At 65.2% G+C, this 16,626-nt stretch carries 14 protein-coding genes and 1 pseudogene; 14 read left to right on the forward strand and 1 reads right to left on the reverse strand.

What is annotated here, in order from left to right; translation table 11 throughout:
• The first annotated feature begins 72 nt into the window (after window positions 1–72).
• Entirely contained in the window at window positions 73–1,101 is a 1,029-nt protein-coding gene (locus tag GSQ83_RS01835; RefSeq protein WP_158801009.1) for a TrkA family potassium uptake protein, read from the forward strand.
• Between the two features lie 56 nt (window positions 1,102–1,157).
• Here the strand turns inward: GSQ83_RS01835 and GSQ83_RS01840 are convergent, their stop codons facing one another.
• Window positions 1,158–1,934, reverse strand: a complete 777-nt coding sequence (locus tag GSQ83_RS01840) for a gamma-glutamyl-gamma-aminobutyrate hydrolase family protein (protein ID WP_158801010.1) — start codon at window positions 1,932–1,934, stop codon at window positions 1,158–1,160.
• Window positions 1,935–2,113: 179 nt separating this feature from the next.
• Between GSQ83_RS01840 and rfbB the strand changes: the two genes are divergently transcribed.
• The 13 genes and pseudogenes from rfbB to GSQ83_RS01900 all read left to right on the forward strand — a co-directional run bounded on the left by rfbB (window position 2,114) and on the right by GSQ83_RS01900 (window position 16,590).
• A complete protein-coding gene (rfbB, locus tag GSQ83_RS01845) occupies window positions 2,114–3,169 on the forward strand; it encodes a dTDP-glucose 4,6-dehydratase (RefSeq protein WP_158801011.1) in 1,056 nt (351 codons plus the stop codon).
• A gap of 57 nt (window positions 3,170–3,226) precedes the next feature.
• Window positions 3,227–4,099: a glucose-1-phosphate thymidylyltransferase RfbA gene (gene rfbA, locus GSQ83_RS01850; RefSeq protein WP_158801012.1), complete on the forward strand. Its 873-nt coding sequence runs from the start codon at window positions 3,227–3,229 to the stop codon at window positions 4,097–4,099.
• Window positions 4,100–4,110: 11 nt separating this feature from the next.
• Window positions 4,111–4,671: a dTDP-4-dehydrorhamnose 3,5-epimerase gene (gene rfbC / locus GSQ83_RS01855; RefSeq protein WP_158801013.1), complete on the forward strand. Its 561-nt coding sequence runs from the start codon at window positions 4,111–4,113 to the stop codon at window positions 4,669–4,671.
• Between the two features lie 146 nt (window positions 4,672–4,817).
• The gene (gene rfbD / locus GSQ83_RS01860; RefSeq protein ID WP_158801014.1) at window positions 4,818–5,726 is read left to right on the forward strand and encodes a dTDP-4-dehydrorhamnose reductase; all 909 of its coding nucleotides are present in this window, start codon (window positions 4,818–4,820) and stop codon (window positions 5,724–5,726) included.
• Window positions 5,726–6,637, forward strand: coding sequence for a glycosyltransferase family 2 protein (locus GSQ83_RS01865; protein WP_158801015.1), 912 nt, complete (start codon window positions 5,726–5,728; stop codon window positions 6,635–6,637). The genes rfbD and GSQ83_RS01865 overlap by 1 nt, the downstream gene beginning before the upstream one ends.
• A gap of 174 nt (window positions 6,638–6,811) precedes the next feature.
• Window positions 6,812–7,765: a malate dehydrogenase gene (gene mdh / locus GSQ83_RS01870; protein ID WP_158801016.1), complete on the forward strand. Its 954-nt coding sequence runs from the start codon at window positions 6,812–6,814 to the stop codon at window positions 7,763–7,765.
• A 4-nt stretch (window positions 7,766–7,769) separates the two neighbouring features.
• Window positions 7,770–8,966: an ADP-forming succinate--CoA ligase subunit beta gene (sucC, locus tag GSQ83_RS01875; RefSeq protein ID WP_158801017.1), complete on the forward strand. Its 1,197-nt coding sequence runs from the start codon at window positions 7,770–7,772 to the stop codon at window positions 8,964–8,966.
• Between the two features lies 1 nt (window position 8,967).
• Window positions 8,968–9,843, forward strand: a complete 876-nt coding sequence (gene sucD, locus GSQ83_RS01880; protein WP_158801018.1) for a succinate--CoA ligase subunit alpha — start codon at window positions 8,968–8,970, stop codon at window positions 9,841–9,843.
• A 175-nt stretch (window positions 9,844–10,018) separates the two neighbouring features.
• Window positions 10,019–12,898 (forward strand): 2-oxoglutarate dehydrogenase E1 component, encoded by a 2,880-nt coding sequence (locus tag GSQ83_RS01885; protein ID WP_158801019.1) that lies wholly within the window; start codon window positions 10,019–10,021, stop codon window positions 12,896–12,898.
• A 71-nt stretch (window positions 12,899–12,969) separates the two neighbouring features.
• Window positions 12,970–13,137, forward strand: a pseudogene (locus GSQ83_RS30250) (biotin/lipoyl-containing protein); the annotation flags it as partial.
• Between the two features lie 195 nt (window positions 13,138–13,332).
• Window positions 13,333–14,589, forward strand: coding sequence for a 2-oxoglutarate dehydrogenase complex dihydrolipoyllysine-residue succinyltransferase (gene odhB, locus GSQ83_RS01890; protein WP_254065450.1), 1,257 nt, complete (start codon window positions 13,333–13,335; stop codon window positions 14,587–14,589).
• A gap of 162 nt (window positions 14,590–14,751) precedes the next feature.
• Complete coding sequence (lpdA, locus tag GSQ83_RS01895; RefSeq protein WP_158801021.1) at window positions 14,752–16,140, forward strand: dihydrolipoyl dehydrogenase; 1,389 nt, start codon at window positions 14,752–14,754, stop codon at window positions 16,138–16,140.
• Between the two features lie 111 nt (window positions 16,141–16,251).
• Window positions 16,252–16,590, forward strand: a complete 339-nt coding sequence (locus GSQ83_RS01900; protein WP_158801022.1) for a DUF2934 domain-containing protein — start codon at window positions 16,252–16,254, stop codon at window positions 16,588–16,590.
• Window positions 16,591–16,626: the final 36 nt, after the last annotated feature.

Below are 16,626 nucleotides of genomic sequence, written 5' to 3' on the forward strand. Positions count from 1 at the left end.
GGCAAGCAAGTCGAGACAAACCGGCGGTCGGCGCCTCTACGGTCGTGGACGAAGCGCCTCCTAAGCTCATCCGTGCGCAATCTGGTTCTGGGCGCGCTTTTCGTTCTAACGGTCAGCGGCATCGCCATGGCTGGCTACATAGTGGCTGGATGGAGCGTGTGGGACGCCGTCTACATGGTGGTCATCACGGTCTTCACCGTGGGCTATGACGAGATCCGGCCGGTCAACACCCCGTTCCTCCGCGCCGATACGATCTTCCTCATCGTGCTCGGCTGTACCGGCATGATTTTCCAGACCGGCGCGCTGATCCAGTTCATCACGATTACCCAGTTCCAGCAGCTTTTCGGGACCCGCCGCATGAAGAACGACATCGACGCTCTGACCAACCACATTATCATCTGTGGTTATGGGCGGATCGGCCTGATGCTGGCGCAAGAACTCGCGACCAACGGCGCCCGCTTCGTGATCCTGGAACGCAGCGACCGGCGATTCGCGGAGGCGCGCGATGCCGGATTCCTCTGCATCCAGTCTGACGCCAGCGAGGAGACGGCTTTGTTGACGGCTGGGATCGACCGTGCCCGCTGCCTCGCCACCGTTCTGCCGGACGATGCGGTCAACGTCTTCATCGCGCTGACGGCCCGCAGCCTGAGCCCGACCATCGAGATCATCGCGCGGGGCGAGGCGGCAACCACTGAGAGCAAGCTGCGCCTGGCCGGCGCTACCCGGGTGGTCATGCCGACCCAGATTGGGGCCGAACGCATCGCCCAGATGATCCTGGCCGGCGAGCCCGGCGCGGTGCAGGCACCGATCCGCGGCATGGGCGCGCGGCGGGAGTCGGAGGAAGTGTTGGCCGATCTCGGCCTCAGCCTGCACCGGCTGGTCGTGGTGCCCGAGAGTCCTTATCGCGGCCTGACCTTGGCTGAGGCGGAGCAGCGCGCCGGGATCTCGATGATTGTGGTTGCCCTCAAATCGCAGGACGGCGACACGGTCGATCAACCTCCGCTCGACACCCGTCTACACGTTGGCGACGTGGCCCTGTTCATCGGACGCGAGGGGCAGCGGCTCGCTCCGATACGCATGCGGACGAATGCGCGGGGTTAGCCGTATCTGCGTGGGCTGACGCGCTTCCCTCCCTCACTTCGGGAGGGGGCAAACCGCTAATCCGCCGCCTGGGCGAAGGTTTGGTTGCCTGCCCGATAGGCTCGCACCGCTTCGCCGAATGATTCGAAGATGCGCCGAGAAACCGGATCCCGGTCGAAGTCGTATTCGGGATGCCATTGAATGCCGGTCGCGAAGCCTGGCGCATCGCGCAGCCGCACCGCTTCGATCGTCCCGTCCGGCGCCTCGCCTTCAACCACGAGGCCGGGAGCGAGACGGTCGACCCCCTGGTTATGCAAGGAATTCACCGCGATTTCCGAGGCCTGCGCGACCCGGTGCAGCCAGCTCCCCGGGACGACCTTGATCGGATGCGCCTTGCCGTGACGGATACGCGGTGATGCCTGCATCGGCGTCGAGTGATCGATACGGCCCGGCAGATCCTGCAAACGCTGATGGAGACTGCCGCCAAGCGCCACGTTCATTTCCTGAAAACCACGGCAAATCCCGAGCAGCGGCATGCCGCTTGCGATCGCCTGCCGGATCAGCGGCATCGTCACGGCATCGCGGCGTCGATCCTCTGGCGTCTCGGGCGGATGCGGTTCGCCGCCATAGAGGCAAGGTGCGACGTTGGAGGGACTGCCGGTCAGGATGACACCATCCAGCCGCGCCAGCAGGCAGGCGATGTCGCACTCGGCACCATTCGCCGGGATCAGCACCGCCATGCCACCGACGATCTCATCGACCGCGCGGACATAGGTGTCCGAAACCGCATGGTTGAGCATTTCGAACTTGCCGAAAGGTTTCTGGCAGCAGGAAATCCCGATAAGCGTCTTCATTCCCGTCACAATGATCTATTCCGCAGCGCAACAGAAGCGATTCCTACGTATGTGAGAGCCGCTGGCCGCACGGGATTGAGGCTTTTCGTCCTTGCTCTGCTGCCGCCCACCATTCGAGTTGATCAACCGGGCCCGGACTGGCAGTTTGCCGCCGCATTATCCGAATGGATTACGACACGATGCGTCTCCTGATAACGGGCGGCTGCGGCTTCATAGGCTCGGCGGTCATCCGCCACATCATCCGCCAGACCGACCACGCGGTCATCAATGTCGATGCCATGACCTATGCCGCCTCCGAGGATGCGCTGGAGGTGGCTCTCACCAGCAACCGCCATACGCTCGTCCGCGCCGATATCGCAGACGCCGCCGCGATGCGGGAAATCTTCGACACGCATAAGCCCGACGCCGTGATGCATCTTGCGGCCGAGAGCCATGTCGATCGTTCGATCGATGGCCCGGCGGATTTCATGCGCACCAATATCATGGGCACCTTTACGCTTCTGGAAGCTGCCCGCGCCTATTATGCCGGCCTCACGGGAGAGACCCGCGACCGCTTCCGCTTCCACCATGTCTCGACCGATGAGGTTTTCGGCGCGCTGGAGGAGAACGACCCGCCCTTTAGGGAAACCACGGCCTACGACCCCCGCAGCCCCTATTCCTCCTCCAAGGCCGCCTCCGACCATCTGGTGCGAGCGTGGTTCCACACCTATGGGCTGCCGGCTTTCGTCTCCAATACGACGAACAACTACGGCATCTGGCAGTTTCCGGAGAAGCTGATCCCGCTGGTTCTGCTCAATGCGCTGGAGGGGAAGGCGCTCCCCGTCTATGGCGATGGCTCGAACCAGCGCGACTGGCTCTTCGTCGAGGATCACGCCGTCGCCCTGGTCAAGGTGCTGGAGCAGGGCGTGCCGGGCGAGACGTACTGCATCGGCGCCCGCCAGCCGCGCAGCAACCTCGAGGTCGTGCATGCGATCTGCGCCGAACTCGACCGCCGGCTGCCCGATCCGGAAGGCCCCCGCTCGCGCCTCATCCGTTTCGTGACCGACCGGCCCGGCCATGATTTTCGCTACGAGATCGACCCCACGGTCACCGAGGCGGCGATCTCCTGGAAGGCCGAGCATGATTTCGAGCGCGGCCTTGCCCGCACGATCGATTGGTATCTCTCCCATCGCGACTGGTGGGAAGGCATTCGGGGCGGCCGCTACGGCGGCCAGCGTCTCGGCACCGCCGCCTAACCTCGCCCGCTACGCCGGCGCCTGACCCCCCACTCGCATTTTGAAAGTACGAGATTCATGAAAGGCATTCTGCTCGCGGGCGGCTCGGGGACGCGGCTGCATCCGATTACGCTCGCGGCATCGAAACAGCTCCTGCCGGTCTACGACAAGCCGATGGTCTATTATCCGCTGTCGAGTCTGCTGCTGGCCGGCATCCGAGACATTCTGATCATCTCTACCCCGGCCGATCTGCCGCAGTTCAAGCGCCTGCTGGGCGATGGTTCACGCCTCGGGGTGAAATTCACCTTCGCCGAACAGCCCTCGCCGGACGGCATCGCCCAGGCTTTCCTCATCGGCCGGGATTGGCTTGGCGGCGAGGCCTGCGCTCTGGCACTCGGCGACAACCTCATCCACGGCGAGCATCTCTCGGTCCTGCTCCGCGCCGCGGCCTCCCGGCCCGAGGGCGCCACGGTCTTCGCCTGCCAGGTGCGCGACCCCGAGCGCTACGGCGTGGTGAGCTTCGATGAAGACGGCCGCGCGGTGGAGATCGTCGAGAAGCCGGCGATGCCGCAATCCAACTGGGCGGTCACCGGGCTCTATTTCTACGACAAGCGGGTCACCGACATCGCCGCCTCGATCAAGCCTTCGCCGCGCGGCGAGCTCGAAATCACCGATCTCAACCAGATCTACCTGCAGGAGGGCACGCTGCATGTCGAAAGGCTCGGCCGCGGCGCCGCCTGGCTCGATGCCGGCACGCCCGACAGCCTGATGCAGGCCGCGACCTTCGTGCAGACCATCCAGTCCCGCCAGGGCATGCTGGTGGGTTCGCCCGAGGAGGTCGCCTTCCGCAAGGGCTTCATCGATGCCGACCAGCTGCGGGTCCATGCCAAGCAGCTCGGCAAAACGGAACTTGGCCGCCTGCTGGCCGAACTCGCCGACGGCCACGCCTGAGGAGCATGAGTATGAAGGTCGAAGCCCTCGCCATCCCCGAGGTTTTGCTCATCACGCCGGACAAATTCGGCGATAGCCGCGGCTTCTTCTCGGAGACGTTCAACGCGAAGAAGCTCTCCGTCGAGGCCGATATCGACGGGCCTTTCGTGCAGGACAATCACAGCCTGTCGCGGCAGAAGGGCGTCATCCGAGGCCTGCACTGCCAGATCGATCCGCATGTCCAGGGCAAGCTCGTCCGCGTGGTGCGCGGCGCCATCTGGGACGTCGCGGTCGATGCCCGGTTGGGTTCGCCGACCTTCGGCCAGTATGTCGCGGCGGAGCTATCGGCCGAAAATTGGCAGCAGCTCTGGATACCTGGCGGCTTCCTGCACGGCTTCTGCACACTCGTTCCGGATACCGAGGTCTTCTACAAAGTGACCGGCGACTACAGCAAAGTCTGCGAGGCAGGCGTAATCTGGGATGACCCGGACCTGGCCCTGCCCTGGCCTGTCGCGCCGGGCGAGGCGGTGCTGTCGGACAAGGACAAGGTGCTGCCGAAATTCCGGGACGTGGGTCAGCTGTTCACCTACTAGGCGGCACTTTGTCGTCCCCTCCCTGCAAGGGAGGGGTTAGGGGTGGGTTCTGCTCGCCGCCGCACCCGCCGACGTCTCGGCTGCATGACCCACCCCCGGCCCCTCCCTTCCAGGGAGGGGAGATGAGAGACCAGGAGCCCTGACCCATGACCTTCGGCCCCATCCTCGTCACCGGCACGGCCGGCCAACTCGCGCAAGCCCTCGCCCGCCTAGCCCCCGCCCGCGACATGGCCGTGATCTGCCTCGGCCGCCCCGAACTCGACTTTGACCATCCCGAAAGCCTGGAAGCAGCATTCGCCAGCCGCCCCTGGGCCGCCATCGTCAACGCCGCCGCCTATACCGCGGTCGATGCCGCCGAACAGGACGAGGCGGCCGCACAACGGGCGAACCGGGACGGCCCGGCAACCCTCGCCCGCCTCGCCGCCGGAGCCGGCATTCCCTTCATCCATGTCTCGACCGACTATGTCTTCGATGGCGACAAAGGCGCGTCTTATCTCGAAACCGATCCGACCAACCCGACCGGCGCCTACGGCCGCACCAAGCGCGATGGCGAGGAAGCGGTCCTTGCCGCTGGAGGCCGGTCGGTGATCCTGCGCACCGCCTGGGTCTATTCCGATACCGGCAAGAACTTCGTCCGCACCATGCTCGGCGCCGGCGCCAAGCTGCCAAAGCTGCGCGTGGTCGGTGACCAGAAGGGCAGCCCGACCGCCGCGGCCGATCTCGCCACCGCCATCCTCGACATCCTCGCCCTCATCGCGAAAACCGACTGGAAGCCCGAATACGGCGGCATCTTCCACGCCACCGGTTCGGGCGAGACCACCTGGCACGGCCTCGCCGTCGCGACGTTCGCGGCCGCCGGGCCGTTTGGCGGCCCATCCCCGGAAGTCGAGGCCATCCGCACCGCCGATTGGCCGACACCCGCGAGGCGCCCAGCCGATTCGCGGCTCGACAACACCAAGCTCGCCCGCACCTTCGGCGTCACCCTCCCGCCCTGGCGCGAAAGCCTTGAACGCACCGTCGCCAGCCTGCTGAAAGGCCCAGACGGCCGAAACTGATGCCTGTCTGCGCGATTCTGCTCTCCACCTATAACGGCGCCCGCTTCCTCGACGCTCTCATCGCAAGCCTCGCCGCCCAAAGCGAAACCGATTGGCTGCTGCTATGGCGCGACGACGGCTCCACGGACGAGACAGTCGCCGTCTTGGAAGACTGGACCCAGCGGCTAGGTCCACGCTGCCGAAGACTGACGGAACCGGGCGGCAATCTCGGCGTCCTCCGCAGCTTCATGACGCTGCTGAAGGGCGCGCAGGACTTCCCTCACATCGCCTTTGCGGATCAGGACGACATCTGGCTGCCCGACAAACTCGCCTGGGGCCTCGCCGCTCTCCGCGATGTGCCTGAGGCAGTCCCCGCGCTCTACTGCGCCCGGCAGGTGCTGGTCGACGAGACGCTTAACCGTCGCGGACTGTCGGCGCCGCTGCTCGGTCCGGCGGCCTTCCCGGCCAGCCTCACCCAGAACATCGCGACCGGCAACACGGTAATCCTGAACGCCGCGGCGATCCGGCTGGTCGCCGCGACAACCGCGCCGCCCGAAACCTGGCACGACTGGTGGTGCTACCTGATGGTCACCGCCGCCGGTGGCCGCGTCCTGCTCGACGATCGCGGCGTGATCCTCTACCGGCAACACGGCGGAAACGCGGTCGGTGCCGCCGGCCCGCCGCTACAGCGCGCCATCGCCGCCCTGCGCCGAGGCCCCGGGGCCTTCATGACCGTATTCCGCGCCAATATCCGCGCCCTCCAGCGGGATGACCGCCTGCTCTCCCCCGCTGCTCGCCGCGACCTCTCGGTCGTGACCAAAGCACTTTCGGGCGGCGCCGCTGCACGCCTGCGTGCCCTAAGACTGCCTGGTTTGCGGCGAGAGACTTTGGCGCAGACAGCGCTGTTCCGTCTCTGGTTCCTAATTGGGTAACGATAGCCCGCCCATTTGACAGGCCAGACCTGCGCGTTAGAGGGCGGTTCCTAAACATCCTGCTAGCTTGTGGCAGTGCAACATCTGCGTTAGCACAACCCGCCTTTCGGGCCGCGAGGATCAATTCCGCGGCCCGCTCGCGCGTCCGCTTCCCGAACCCATGGAAGGACCCTCATGGCCCGGAATAAGATTGCCCTCATCGGGGCAGGCAATATCGGCGGCACCTTGGCTCACCTCATCGGCCTCAAGGAGCTCGGCGATGTCGTGCTCTTCGATGTCTTCGGGGGCGTCGCTGCGGGCAAGGCGCTCGACATCCGGCAGTCGGGGGCGGTCGATAACTTCGACGCCGAGATGACCGGCGGCTCAGACTACGCGGCTCTCAAAGACGCCGATGTGGTGATCGTCACGGCGGGCTTCCCTCGCCAGCCGGGCATGTCGCGCGATGATCTGGTCGCCAAGAACGCCGGCGTCATCGCCGAGGTCGCGCAAGGCATCAAGGCCAACTGCCCCGGCGCCTTTGTCATCGTCATCACTAACCCGCTCGACGCGATGGTCTGGGTGATGCAGCAGAAATCCGGCCTGCCGCCCAATATGGTCGTTGGCATGGCCGGCGTGCTGGACGGCGCCCGTTTCCGCCTCTTCCTCGCCGATGAGTTCAAGGTCTCGGTCGAGGATGTCACGGCCTTCGTGCTCGGCGGCCATGGCGATGCAATGGTGCCGCTGGTGCGCTACTCCACCGTCGCCGGCATCCCCGTTCCCGACCTCATCAAGATGGGCTGGACCACGCAGGAAAAGATCGACGCCATCGTGGCCCGCACCGCCAATGGCGGCGGCGAAATCGTCAAGCTGCTCGAACGAGGCAGCGCCTTCTACGCCCCCGCCGCCTCGGCCGTCGCCATGGCTGAGAGCTATCTGAGGGACAAGAAGCGCGTGCTGCCCTGCGCCGCCAACCTCAACGGCGAATACGGGATCAAGGATCTCTATGTCGGCGTGCCGGTGGTGATCGGTGCCGGCGGTGTCGAGCGGATCGTCGAGATCGCTCTGAACGAGACGGAAAAGGCGGCCTTCGACAAGTCCTGCGAAGGTGTGCGCGGTTTGATCGAAGCCTCGAAGAAGTTGGTGGGCTGAACTTATGAACATCCATGAATACCAGGCCAAAGTCCTGCTGAAGGCGCGCGGCGTCGCGGTGCTGGACGGCTACGTCGCCTGGACGGCCGAGGAAGCCGTGACCGCTGCGCAGCGCTTGCCCGGCCCCGTCTTCGTCGTGAAGTCGCAAATCCATGCCGGCGGTCGCGGCGCCGGCCGCTTCGCCGATGCGCCTGAGGGTAAGGGCGGCGTCCGCCTCGCCAAGTCGCACGAGGAAGTGCGCGAGGCCGCCGAGGCCATGATCGGCCATACGCTGGTCACCAAACAGACCGGCGCCGCCGGACGCACCGTGCATCGCGTCTATGTCGAGGCTGGCTGCGACATCGCCCGCGAGCTTTACCTCTCGCTTCTCGTGGACCGCGCGACTTCCCGCATCCTGATCATGGCCTCCACCGAAGGCGGCATGGAGATCGAGGAAGTCGCCGAGCACGCGCCCGAGAAGATCCTTCGCGTCGCGATTGATCCGGCGACCGGCATCTCCGCCTTTCATGCACGCGGCCTGGCCTTCGGCCTCGGCCTCAGCGGCAAGCAGGTGAATGCCTTCACCAAGTTCACGCTCGCCATGTACAACGCCTTCGTCGAACTCGACTGCGCCATTGTCGAGATCAACCCGCTGGTGGTGACCAAGACCGGCGATGTCGTCGCCCTCGATGCCAAGGTGACCTTCGACGACAACGCCCTGTTTCGCCACCCCGAGCTTGAAGAGCTGCGGGACGAGCAGGAAGAAGACCCCAAGGAGCTTGAGGCGAATAAGCACAGCCTCAGCTACGTTGCCCTGGACGGCACCATCGGCTGCATGGTCAACGGCGCCGGCCTCGCGATGGCGACCATGGACATCATCAAGCTCTATGGCGGCTCGCCGGCCAACTTCCTCGATGTCGGCGGCGGCGCCACCAAGGAGCGGGTGACAGCGGCCTTCAAGATCATCCTCTCGGATCCGAATGTTGAAGGGATCCTGGTGAACATCTTCGGCGGCATCATGCGCTGCGACGTGATCGCCGAGGGCGTCATCGCCGCCGCCCGTGAAGTCTCGCTTACCGTGCCGCTGGTCGTCCGGCTGGAGGGCACCAATGTCGCCCTCGGCAAGGAGATCATGGCGAAGTCCGGCCTGCCCATCATCTCGGCCGACAACCTCGCGGATGCCGCCCAAAAGGTCGTCCGCGCAGTGAAGGAAGCCGCATAACATGGCCATCCTCGTCGACAGCGAAACCCGCGTCATCACCCAGGGCTTCACCGGCGCCCAGGGCACCTTCCACTCCGAGCAGGCCATCGCCTACGGCACCAAGGTCGTCGGGGGCGTGACTCCTGGCAAAGGTGGCTCGATCCACATCGACCTCCCCGTCTTCGACACCGTGGCCGAGGCGCGGGAGAAGACCGGCGCCACCGCCAGCGCCATCTATGTGCCGCCGCCCTTCGCCGCCGACTCGATTCTGGAGGCGATCGCCGCCGAGATGCAGCTCATCGTCTGCATCACCGAGGGCATCCCGGTGCTCGACATGGTGAGAGTGCACCGCGCCCTGAGCGGCTCGAAGTCGATTCTGGTCGGTCCGAACTGCCCCGGCGTCATCACCCCCGACGCCTGCAAAATCGGCATCATGCCGGGCCATATCCACCGCCGTGGCAAGATCGGCATCGTCAGCCGTTCCGGCACCCTCACCTATGAAGCGGTGGCGCAGACCACGGCGGCCGGCCTCGGCCAGAGCACCTGCGTTGGCATTGGCGGTGATCCGGTGAAGGGCCTCGACTTCAAGGACGTCCTCGCGCTGTTCCTGGAAGATGACGAGACCCAAGCGATTGTGATGATCGGTGAAATTGGCGGCGAGAGCGAAATCGTCGCGGCCGAGTTCATCCGCGCCAGTGGCACCCGTAAGCCCGTCGTCGGCTTCATCGCCGGCGCCACCGCTCCTCCCGGCCGCCGCATGGGCCATGCGGGTGCCGTCATCAGCGGCGGGCGCGACACGGCGGCCGCCAAGACGGATGCGATGCGCGCCGCCGGCATCCATATCGCCGACAGCCCTGCCTCGCTCGGCAGCACCATGGTCAAAGCTTTGCAAGCGTAAGTTGCAGAGCCTTGAACCGAGGCGCATGCACATGGGACAACCCAGCGACCTTCAACTGACCGGTTCGGTCGAGGCCCGGAGCGCTTATGTCCGGGTCCCACCGCGCCCTCTAAGGACGTAACAGGAAGCGCGGGTGCCCGCTTGGTCTGGCGGGCATCATTCAGCGGAGCCCCCCATGCCCGGCGTCGACATGCTTGCCACCGCCTTCAACGGCGCGAATGCCGCCTTCATCTCCGATCTCTACGCACGCTGGGTGCAGTCCCCCAGCTCCGTCGATCAGAGCTTCGCGGATCTCTTCGCGGCCTTGAACGACGAGTCGAGGTCGGTGCTGACAGACGCCTCGGGCGCCTCCTGGGCTCCGCGGCGCTGGGAGATTGAGGCGGATGGCGTTCCGGACCGTCCCGCACCCACCGCCACGCGTCCCGGCGCCCCCGCTGCTTTGGCCGATGTCGTGGGCCGCGCGCATGCCGAGACGATTGACTCGATCCGGGCGCTCATGCTCATCCGCGCCTATCGCGTGCGCGGCCATCTTGAAGCCAAGCTCGATCCGCTAGGCCAGCAAGTCCCGCGCCACCATCCCGAGCTCGACCCCTCGACCTATGGTTTTGAGGCCGAAGATTACGATCGCTCGATCTTCATCGACAACGTGCTCGGCCGCGAAAGCGCGACGATCCGCGAGATCCTCGAAGTCCTGCGCGAGACCTACTGCGGCTCGCTCGGCATCGAGTTCATGCACATCCAGGATTCGCGCCAGAAAGATTGGCTCCAGCGCCGGATCGAAGGCTCGCCTTGGCGGCTGGAGATCGACAACGATACCCGCAAGCAATTGCTGCAGGAGCTGACAGAAGCTGAGGCTTTTGAGACTTTCTGCCAGAAGCGTTTTGTCGGTACGAAGCGCTTCGGCCTCGAGGGTGGCGAATCAACCATCCCCGCTCTGCAGACCATGATTCGCACCGCGGCCCATTCCGGGGTCAACGAGGTAGTCATCGGCATGGCCCATCGCGGGCGGCTGAGCATCCTCGTCAACGTCGTCAAGAAACCGCTCACCGCGCTGTTCAGCGAGTTCGGCGGCGCCAGTTCCAAGCCTGATGACGTCCAGGGCTCGGGCGACGTGAAATATCACCTCGGCACGTCAGCCGACATCGAGATCGAGGGCCGCCGCGTCCATCTCTCGCTGCAGCCTAACCCCTCGCATCTTGAAGTCGTGGACCCCGTGGTCGTCGGCAAGGTGCGCGCCCGGCAGGACGAGGCGGGCGACACGCGCGAGCGCCACTCGGTGATGGGCATTCTGCTGCACGGCGACGCTGCTTTTGCTGGCCAGGGCATCGTCTATGAGACGCTGGCGATGAGCCAGCTCATCGGCTACCGCACCGGCGGCACGCTGCATCTCATCACCAACAACCAGATCGGCTTCACCACCGTTCCGCTGCACGCCTATTCGGGCCTCTATTGCACCGACGTCGCCAAAGCGATCCAATCGCCCATCCTCCACGTGAACGGCGACGACCCGGAGGCGGTCATCTTCGCGGCTAAGCTCGCTACCGAATACCGCCAGGAATTCTCCGCCGACGTGGTGCTCGACATCGTCTGCTATCGCCGTCACGGCCATAACGAAGCGGACGAGCCGGCCTTCACCCAGCCGATCATGTATCGCGCCATCGCCGCGCGTCCGACCACGCGCACGATCTATGCCGAAAACCTCGTCAAGGATGGGGTGATCGACGAGGCCGAAGCGCAAGCCGGCTGGGATAAGGTCATGGCCAACCTTGAGGGCTGCTACCAGGCCTCGCAATCCTACCGCCCAAACAAGGCCGACTGGCTCGAAGGCAAATGGGCCGGTCTTAACCGTGGCGAGGATGACGAGACCCAGTCCGAAGATCCCACGGGTGCGCCAATCGAATCACTGCGCGCCATCGGAGCCTCGCTGTCCTCGGTCCCGCCAGGCTTTGACCTCAATCCGAAGATCGCCCGCCAGCTCGAAGCCAAGCGCGCGATGATCGATAGCGGCGAAGGCATCGATTGGGCGACCGGCGAGGCGCTCGCTTTCGGCGCTCTGCTGCTGGACGGCAATCGCGTGCGGCTGTCCGGCGAGGATTGCCAGCGCGGCACCTTCAGCCAGCGCCATGCCGTTCTGATCGACCAGACGAACCAGAACGAATACGTGCCGATGAATAATGTTCGGCCGCAGCAAGCGAAGATCGAGATCTACAACTCGCTGCTTTCGGAAGTCGGCGTTCTCGGCTTTGAATATGGCTACAGCGTCGCCGATCCGCGCACGCTGGTCTTGTGGGAAGCGCAGTTCGGCGACTTCGCGAACGGCGCGCAGCCGGTGGTAGACCAGTTCATCGCGAGCGGCGAAACCAAGTGGCTGCGCATGTCCGGCCTGACCCTGTTGCTGCCGCACGGCATGGAAGGCCAGGGACCGGAACATTCCTCCGCCCGGCTGGAACGCTGGCTGCAACTTTGCGCTGAGCAGAACATGCAAGTCTGCAACCTGACGACGCCCGCGAACTACTTCCACGCGCTGCGCCGCCAGCTCAAGCGCAACTACCGCAAGCCGCTCATCATCATGACGCCGAAGTCGCTGCTGCGACATAAGCTCGCGGTGTCGAAGCTGTCCGAAATGGACGCCGACAGCCACTTCCGGAAGGTCATCCCGGAAGTCGATATACTGGTCGCGCCCGAGGACGTGCGGCGCGTCGTGCTCTGCTCGGGCAAGGTCTATTACGACCTTCTGGCGGCCCGTCGCGACCGTGACATCAAAGACATCGCGATCGTGCGGCTCGAGCAGATCTACCCTTTCCCGGCTATGGCGCTGCGCACCGTGCTTACCCCCTACCGCAACGCGGAAATCGTGTGGTGCCAGGAGGAGGCCGGGAACTACGGCGCCTGGACCTTTGTCGATCGGCGGCTTGAGCGCGTGCTGGTGGCGATCGACGCGGCGACAAAACGCCCCATCTACGTCGGGCGGGATGATGCGGCGAGCCCGGCCACCGGCTCGGCCAAGATCCATGCGGCGGAACAGGCGAAGCTCGTCGATGCCGCGCTCAAATAGTCTGCTACCCTGAAGCGCTCCAGCCCACGCCTAGCCCCATCGCCGTAGTCTGCGGCCAGCAAGGAATGACGATGCCGACCGAGATCAAGGTTCCCACTCTTGGGGAAAGCGTGACCTCCGCCACCATCGCGCGCTGGCTGAAGAAGGAGGGCGATACCGTCGCCGCCGACGAGGCGCTGGTCGAGCTGGAAACCGACAAGGTCTCGGTCGAGGTCAATGCGCCAGCCGCTGGCGTGCTTTCCGCGATCATCGCCAAGGATGGCGCCGAGGTGGAAGTCGGCGGCCTGCTCGGTGAAATTTCCGAAAGCGGTGCGGCGACGGGCAACAAGGCTCAGCCCGCCGCGGCCGCGAAACCCGCTGCTGTCCCGGCCGCGCCACCCGCAGCACCGGCTCCTGCGCCTGCCAAGGCGGCACCGGCGCCCGCTACGAGTGGCATCGAGATCAAGGTGCCGACCCTTGGCGAAAGCGTGACCACGGCGACGGTCAGCCGCTGGCTCAAGCAGGAAGGCGATACCGTCGCGGTGGACGAGCCTTTGGTCGAGCTGGAAACCGATAAGGTTTCCGTCGAAGTCGGCGCGCCTAGCGCCGGAGTATTGTCCTCGGTCCGTGTGCGCGATGGCGCGGAAGTCGAAGTCGGCGCCGTGCTCGGCGAGATCGGCGGTGCCAAGGCTCCCGCCGGCACCGCGCTCGCGACGAGTCCGCCGCCCGTCGGCAGACCGGCGGCCAAGCCCGAGGCTGGAATAAACGCGCCACCCCGCCCAACCGGCCCCGTGGCCCGACCCGGCACGCCGCCTTCAGACCGCGCCACACCGGAGCGCGCTTTTCCTTCTGCGGCGAAGCGCATGGAAGAAGCCGGCATCTCGCCCGGCGAGATCGGTGCCGGTAGCGGCAAGGATGGTCGCATCACGAAGGGCGACGTGATGGAATTCCTGAACAAGCCAGCGGCCACCCCTGCCCCGGTGGCCGCCAAGGTCGCGCGTCAGGACGAGCCGCGCGACGAGCGCGTGAAGATGACGCGCCTGCGCCGCACCATCGCGAACCGCCTCAAGGAGGCGCAAAACACCGCCGCCATGCTCACCACCTTCAACGAGGTGGATATGTCGGCGGCGATGGCGCTGCGCAGCCAATACAAGGATGCCTTTGAGAAGAAGAACGGCGGCATCCGCCTGGGCTTCATGTCCTTCTTCGTGCGCGCTTGCGTCGCTGCCTTGAAGGAATTCCCGGCGGTCAATGCCGAGATCGACGGCGAGGACATCGTTTACAAAAACTACGTCCATATGGGCATCGCGGTTGGCGGCCCTAGCGGACTCGTCGTTCCCGTCATCCGCGATGTGGACCAGATGGGTTTCGCGGAAATCGAAGGCGCCATCTCGAATTTCGGCAAACGCGCACGAGACGGCCAGCTCAAGATCGACGAGCTGACGGGCGGCACATTCAGTGTCACCAATGGGGGCGTCTATGGCTCACTGATGTCGACGCCGATCATCAATCCGCCACAGGCCGCGATCCTCGGCATGCACAAGATCCAGGACCGTCCGATCGCGGTCGCCGGCAAAGTCGAAATCCGGCCGATGATGTATCTCGCTTTGACCTACGACCATCGCATCATCGACGGCAAAGAGGCGGTGTCCTTCCTGGTACGCGTCAAGGAGAACATTGAAGATCCGCGACGTTTGTTGCTGGGGCTCTGACCCAACGGCCCGCGCAAAGTAACCCACCCCTAACCCCTCCCTTGCAGGGAGGGGAACCGCGCCTCTTCACCCCTCCCTGCAAGGGAGGGGCCGGGGGTGGGTCACTCCCGCAATTACGGGGGCCGCTCCGCTCCCAATACGACCGACCAAACGAGGACCATCATGGCTGACAGTTTCGACCTCATCGTCATCGGTTCCGGTCCGGGCGGCTATGTCTGCGCCATCCGCGCGGCTCAGCTTGGGCTCAAGGTCGCCTGTGTCGAGAAGCGGGAGACGCTGGGCGGCACCTGTCTCAATATCGGCTGCATCCCCTCGAAGGCGCTGCTTCAATCCTCCGAGCATTTCCACGACGCCAAGCATTCCCTGAAGGCGCACGGTGTCGTCATCGACAGTGTAAAGCTCGACCTCGCGCAGATGCAGGCGCGTAAGCTGGATGTGGTCAAAGCCAATACCAATGGCGTCGAGTTCCTGTTCCGCAAGAACAAGGTCACCTGGCTCAAGGGCGCCGGCCGCATCCTGGCAGCCGGTCGCGTCGATGTCGGCGGCACGGAATACGCGACCAAGGCCATCGTCATCGCCACTGGCAGCGAGAGCACCCCGCTCCCCGGCGTCGCCGTGGACGAAAAGCGCATCGTGACCTCGACCGGCGCGCTCGAGCTTGATGCGGTGCCGAACCACCTCGTCGTCATCGGCGGCGGCTTCATCGGCCTGGAACTTGGCAGCGTCTGGCGCCGCCTCGGCGCCGAGGTGACGGTCGTCGAGTTCCTAGACCGCATTGTGCCGCCAATGGATGCCGACATCGCACGCGATTTTCAGCGCATCCTCGAAAAACAGGGCATCAAGTTCCGTCTCGGTTCCAAGGTGACTAAAGCCGAGAACAGCGATAAGGGCGTCACCCTGACCCTCGAACCCGCGAAAGGCGGCGCCCCCGAGACCATCCAGGCCGACATCGTGCTGCTGAGCGTCGGCCGCCGCCCCTTCACGCACGGCCTCGGCCTCGAAGAGGCAGGCGTTTCGCTGGAACGTGGCCGCGTAGCGACCGATGCGCGCTACGCGACGAATGTCCCGGGCATTTACGCGATCGGCGACGTCCGCGCCGGCCCGATGCTGGCGCATAAGGCCGAAGACGAAGGCGTCGCTGTTGCCGAAATCCTGGCGGGTCAGGCCGGCCATGTGAACTACGGCGCGATCCCGAGCGTGGTCTACACCTGGCCCGAAGTGGCCTCGGTCGGCGCGAACGAGGACGAGTTGAAGGCCGCCGGCATCGCCTACAAGATCGGCAAATTTCCCTTTACGGCCAACGGGCGCGCGCGCGCGATGGGGGATGTCGAGGGCTACGTGAAGATCCTTGCGGACAAGACCACCGACCGCATTCTCGGCGCGCATATCCTGGGCCCCGATGCCGGAACTCTCATCGCCGAACTGGTGACTGCGGTCGAATTCGGCGCCTCGGCCGAGGATGTGGCGCGAATCTGCCACGCCCACCCCACCTTGAGCGAGGCAGTGAAGGAAGCCGCGTTCGCGACCGAGGGCCGCGCGATTCACATCTGAGTCACATGTAACCCGACGCGAGTTGACCCCAGCCGAGCCTCACGCCATCTCTCTGCCGAGAGCCGTGCACCGCGAATCAAAGGGCGGCAGGCGGCTCGGATGGAGAGAAGAATGTCGGACAATCCCCTGGAGAACGACCCCAAGCGCGACCGCCTGATCCGCGAGCGCGCCTATCACCTCTGGGAGTCCGAGGGACGCCCCGAGGGGCGCGACCTGGATTATTGGGAACGCGCGCGCGAGCTGGTCGGTATGGAGGAGAACCCTTCGTCCGGCCAACTCCCTAACCCGATCGCCGAAGGGATCGATCCTTCCGCGCCGGTCGGCGTCGAGGAAGCGTTCCTCCAAGAGAATCTTGGAGAATTTCCGAACGCACTCTCCGACCAGGGCGACAGGCAGGCGACCCCCACGCCGCGCAAGGCCAAGAAGCCTAAGGCCGGCAAGAAATCCTAGGTCTCGGCGCCATAGCAGCCCGCGCGAAAGTGCCGA

It is taken from the genome of Acidisoma sp. L85 (assembly GCF_009765865.1).
Lineage (GTDB): Bacteria > Pseudomonadota > Alphaproteobacteria > Acetobacterales > Acetobacteraceae > Acidisoma.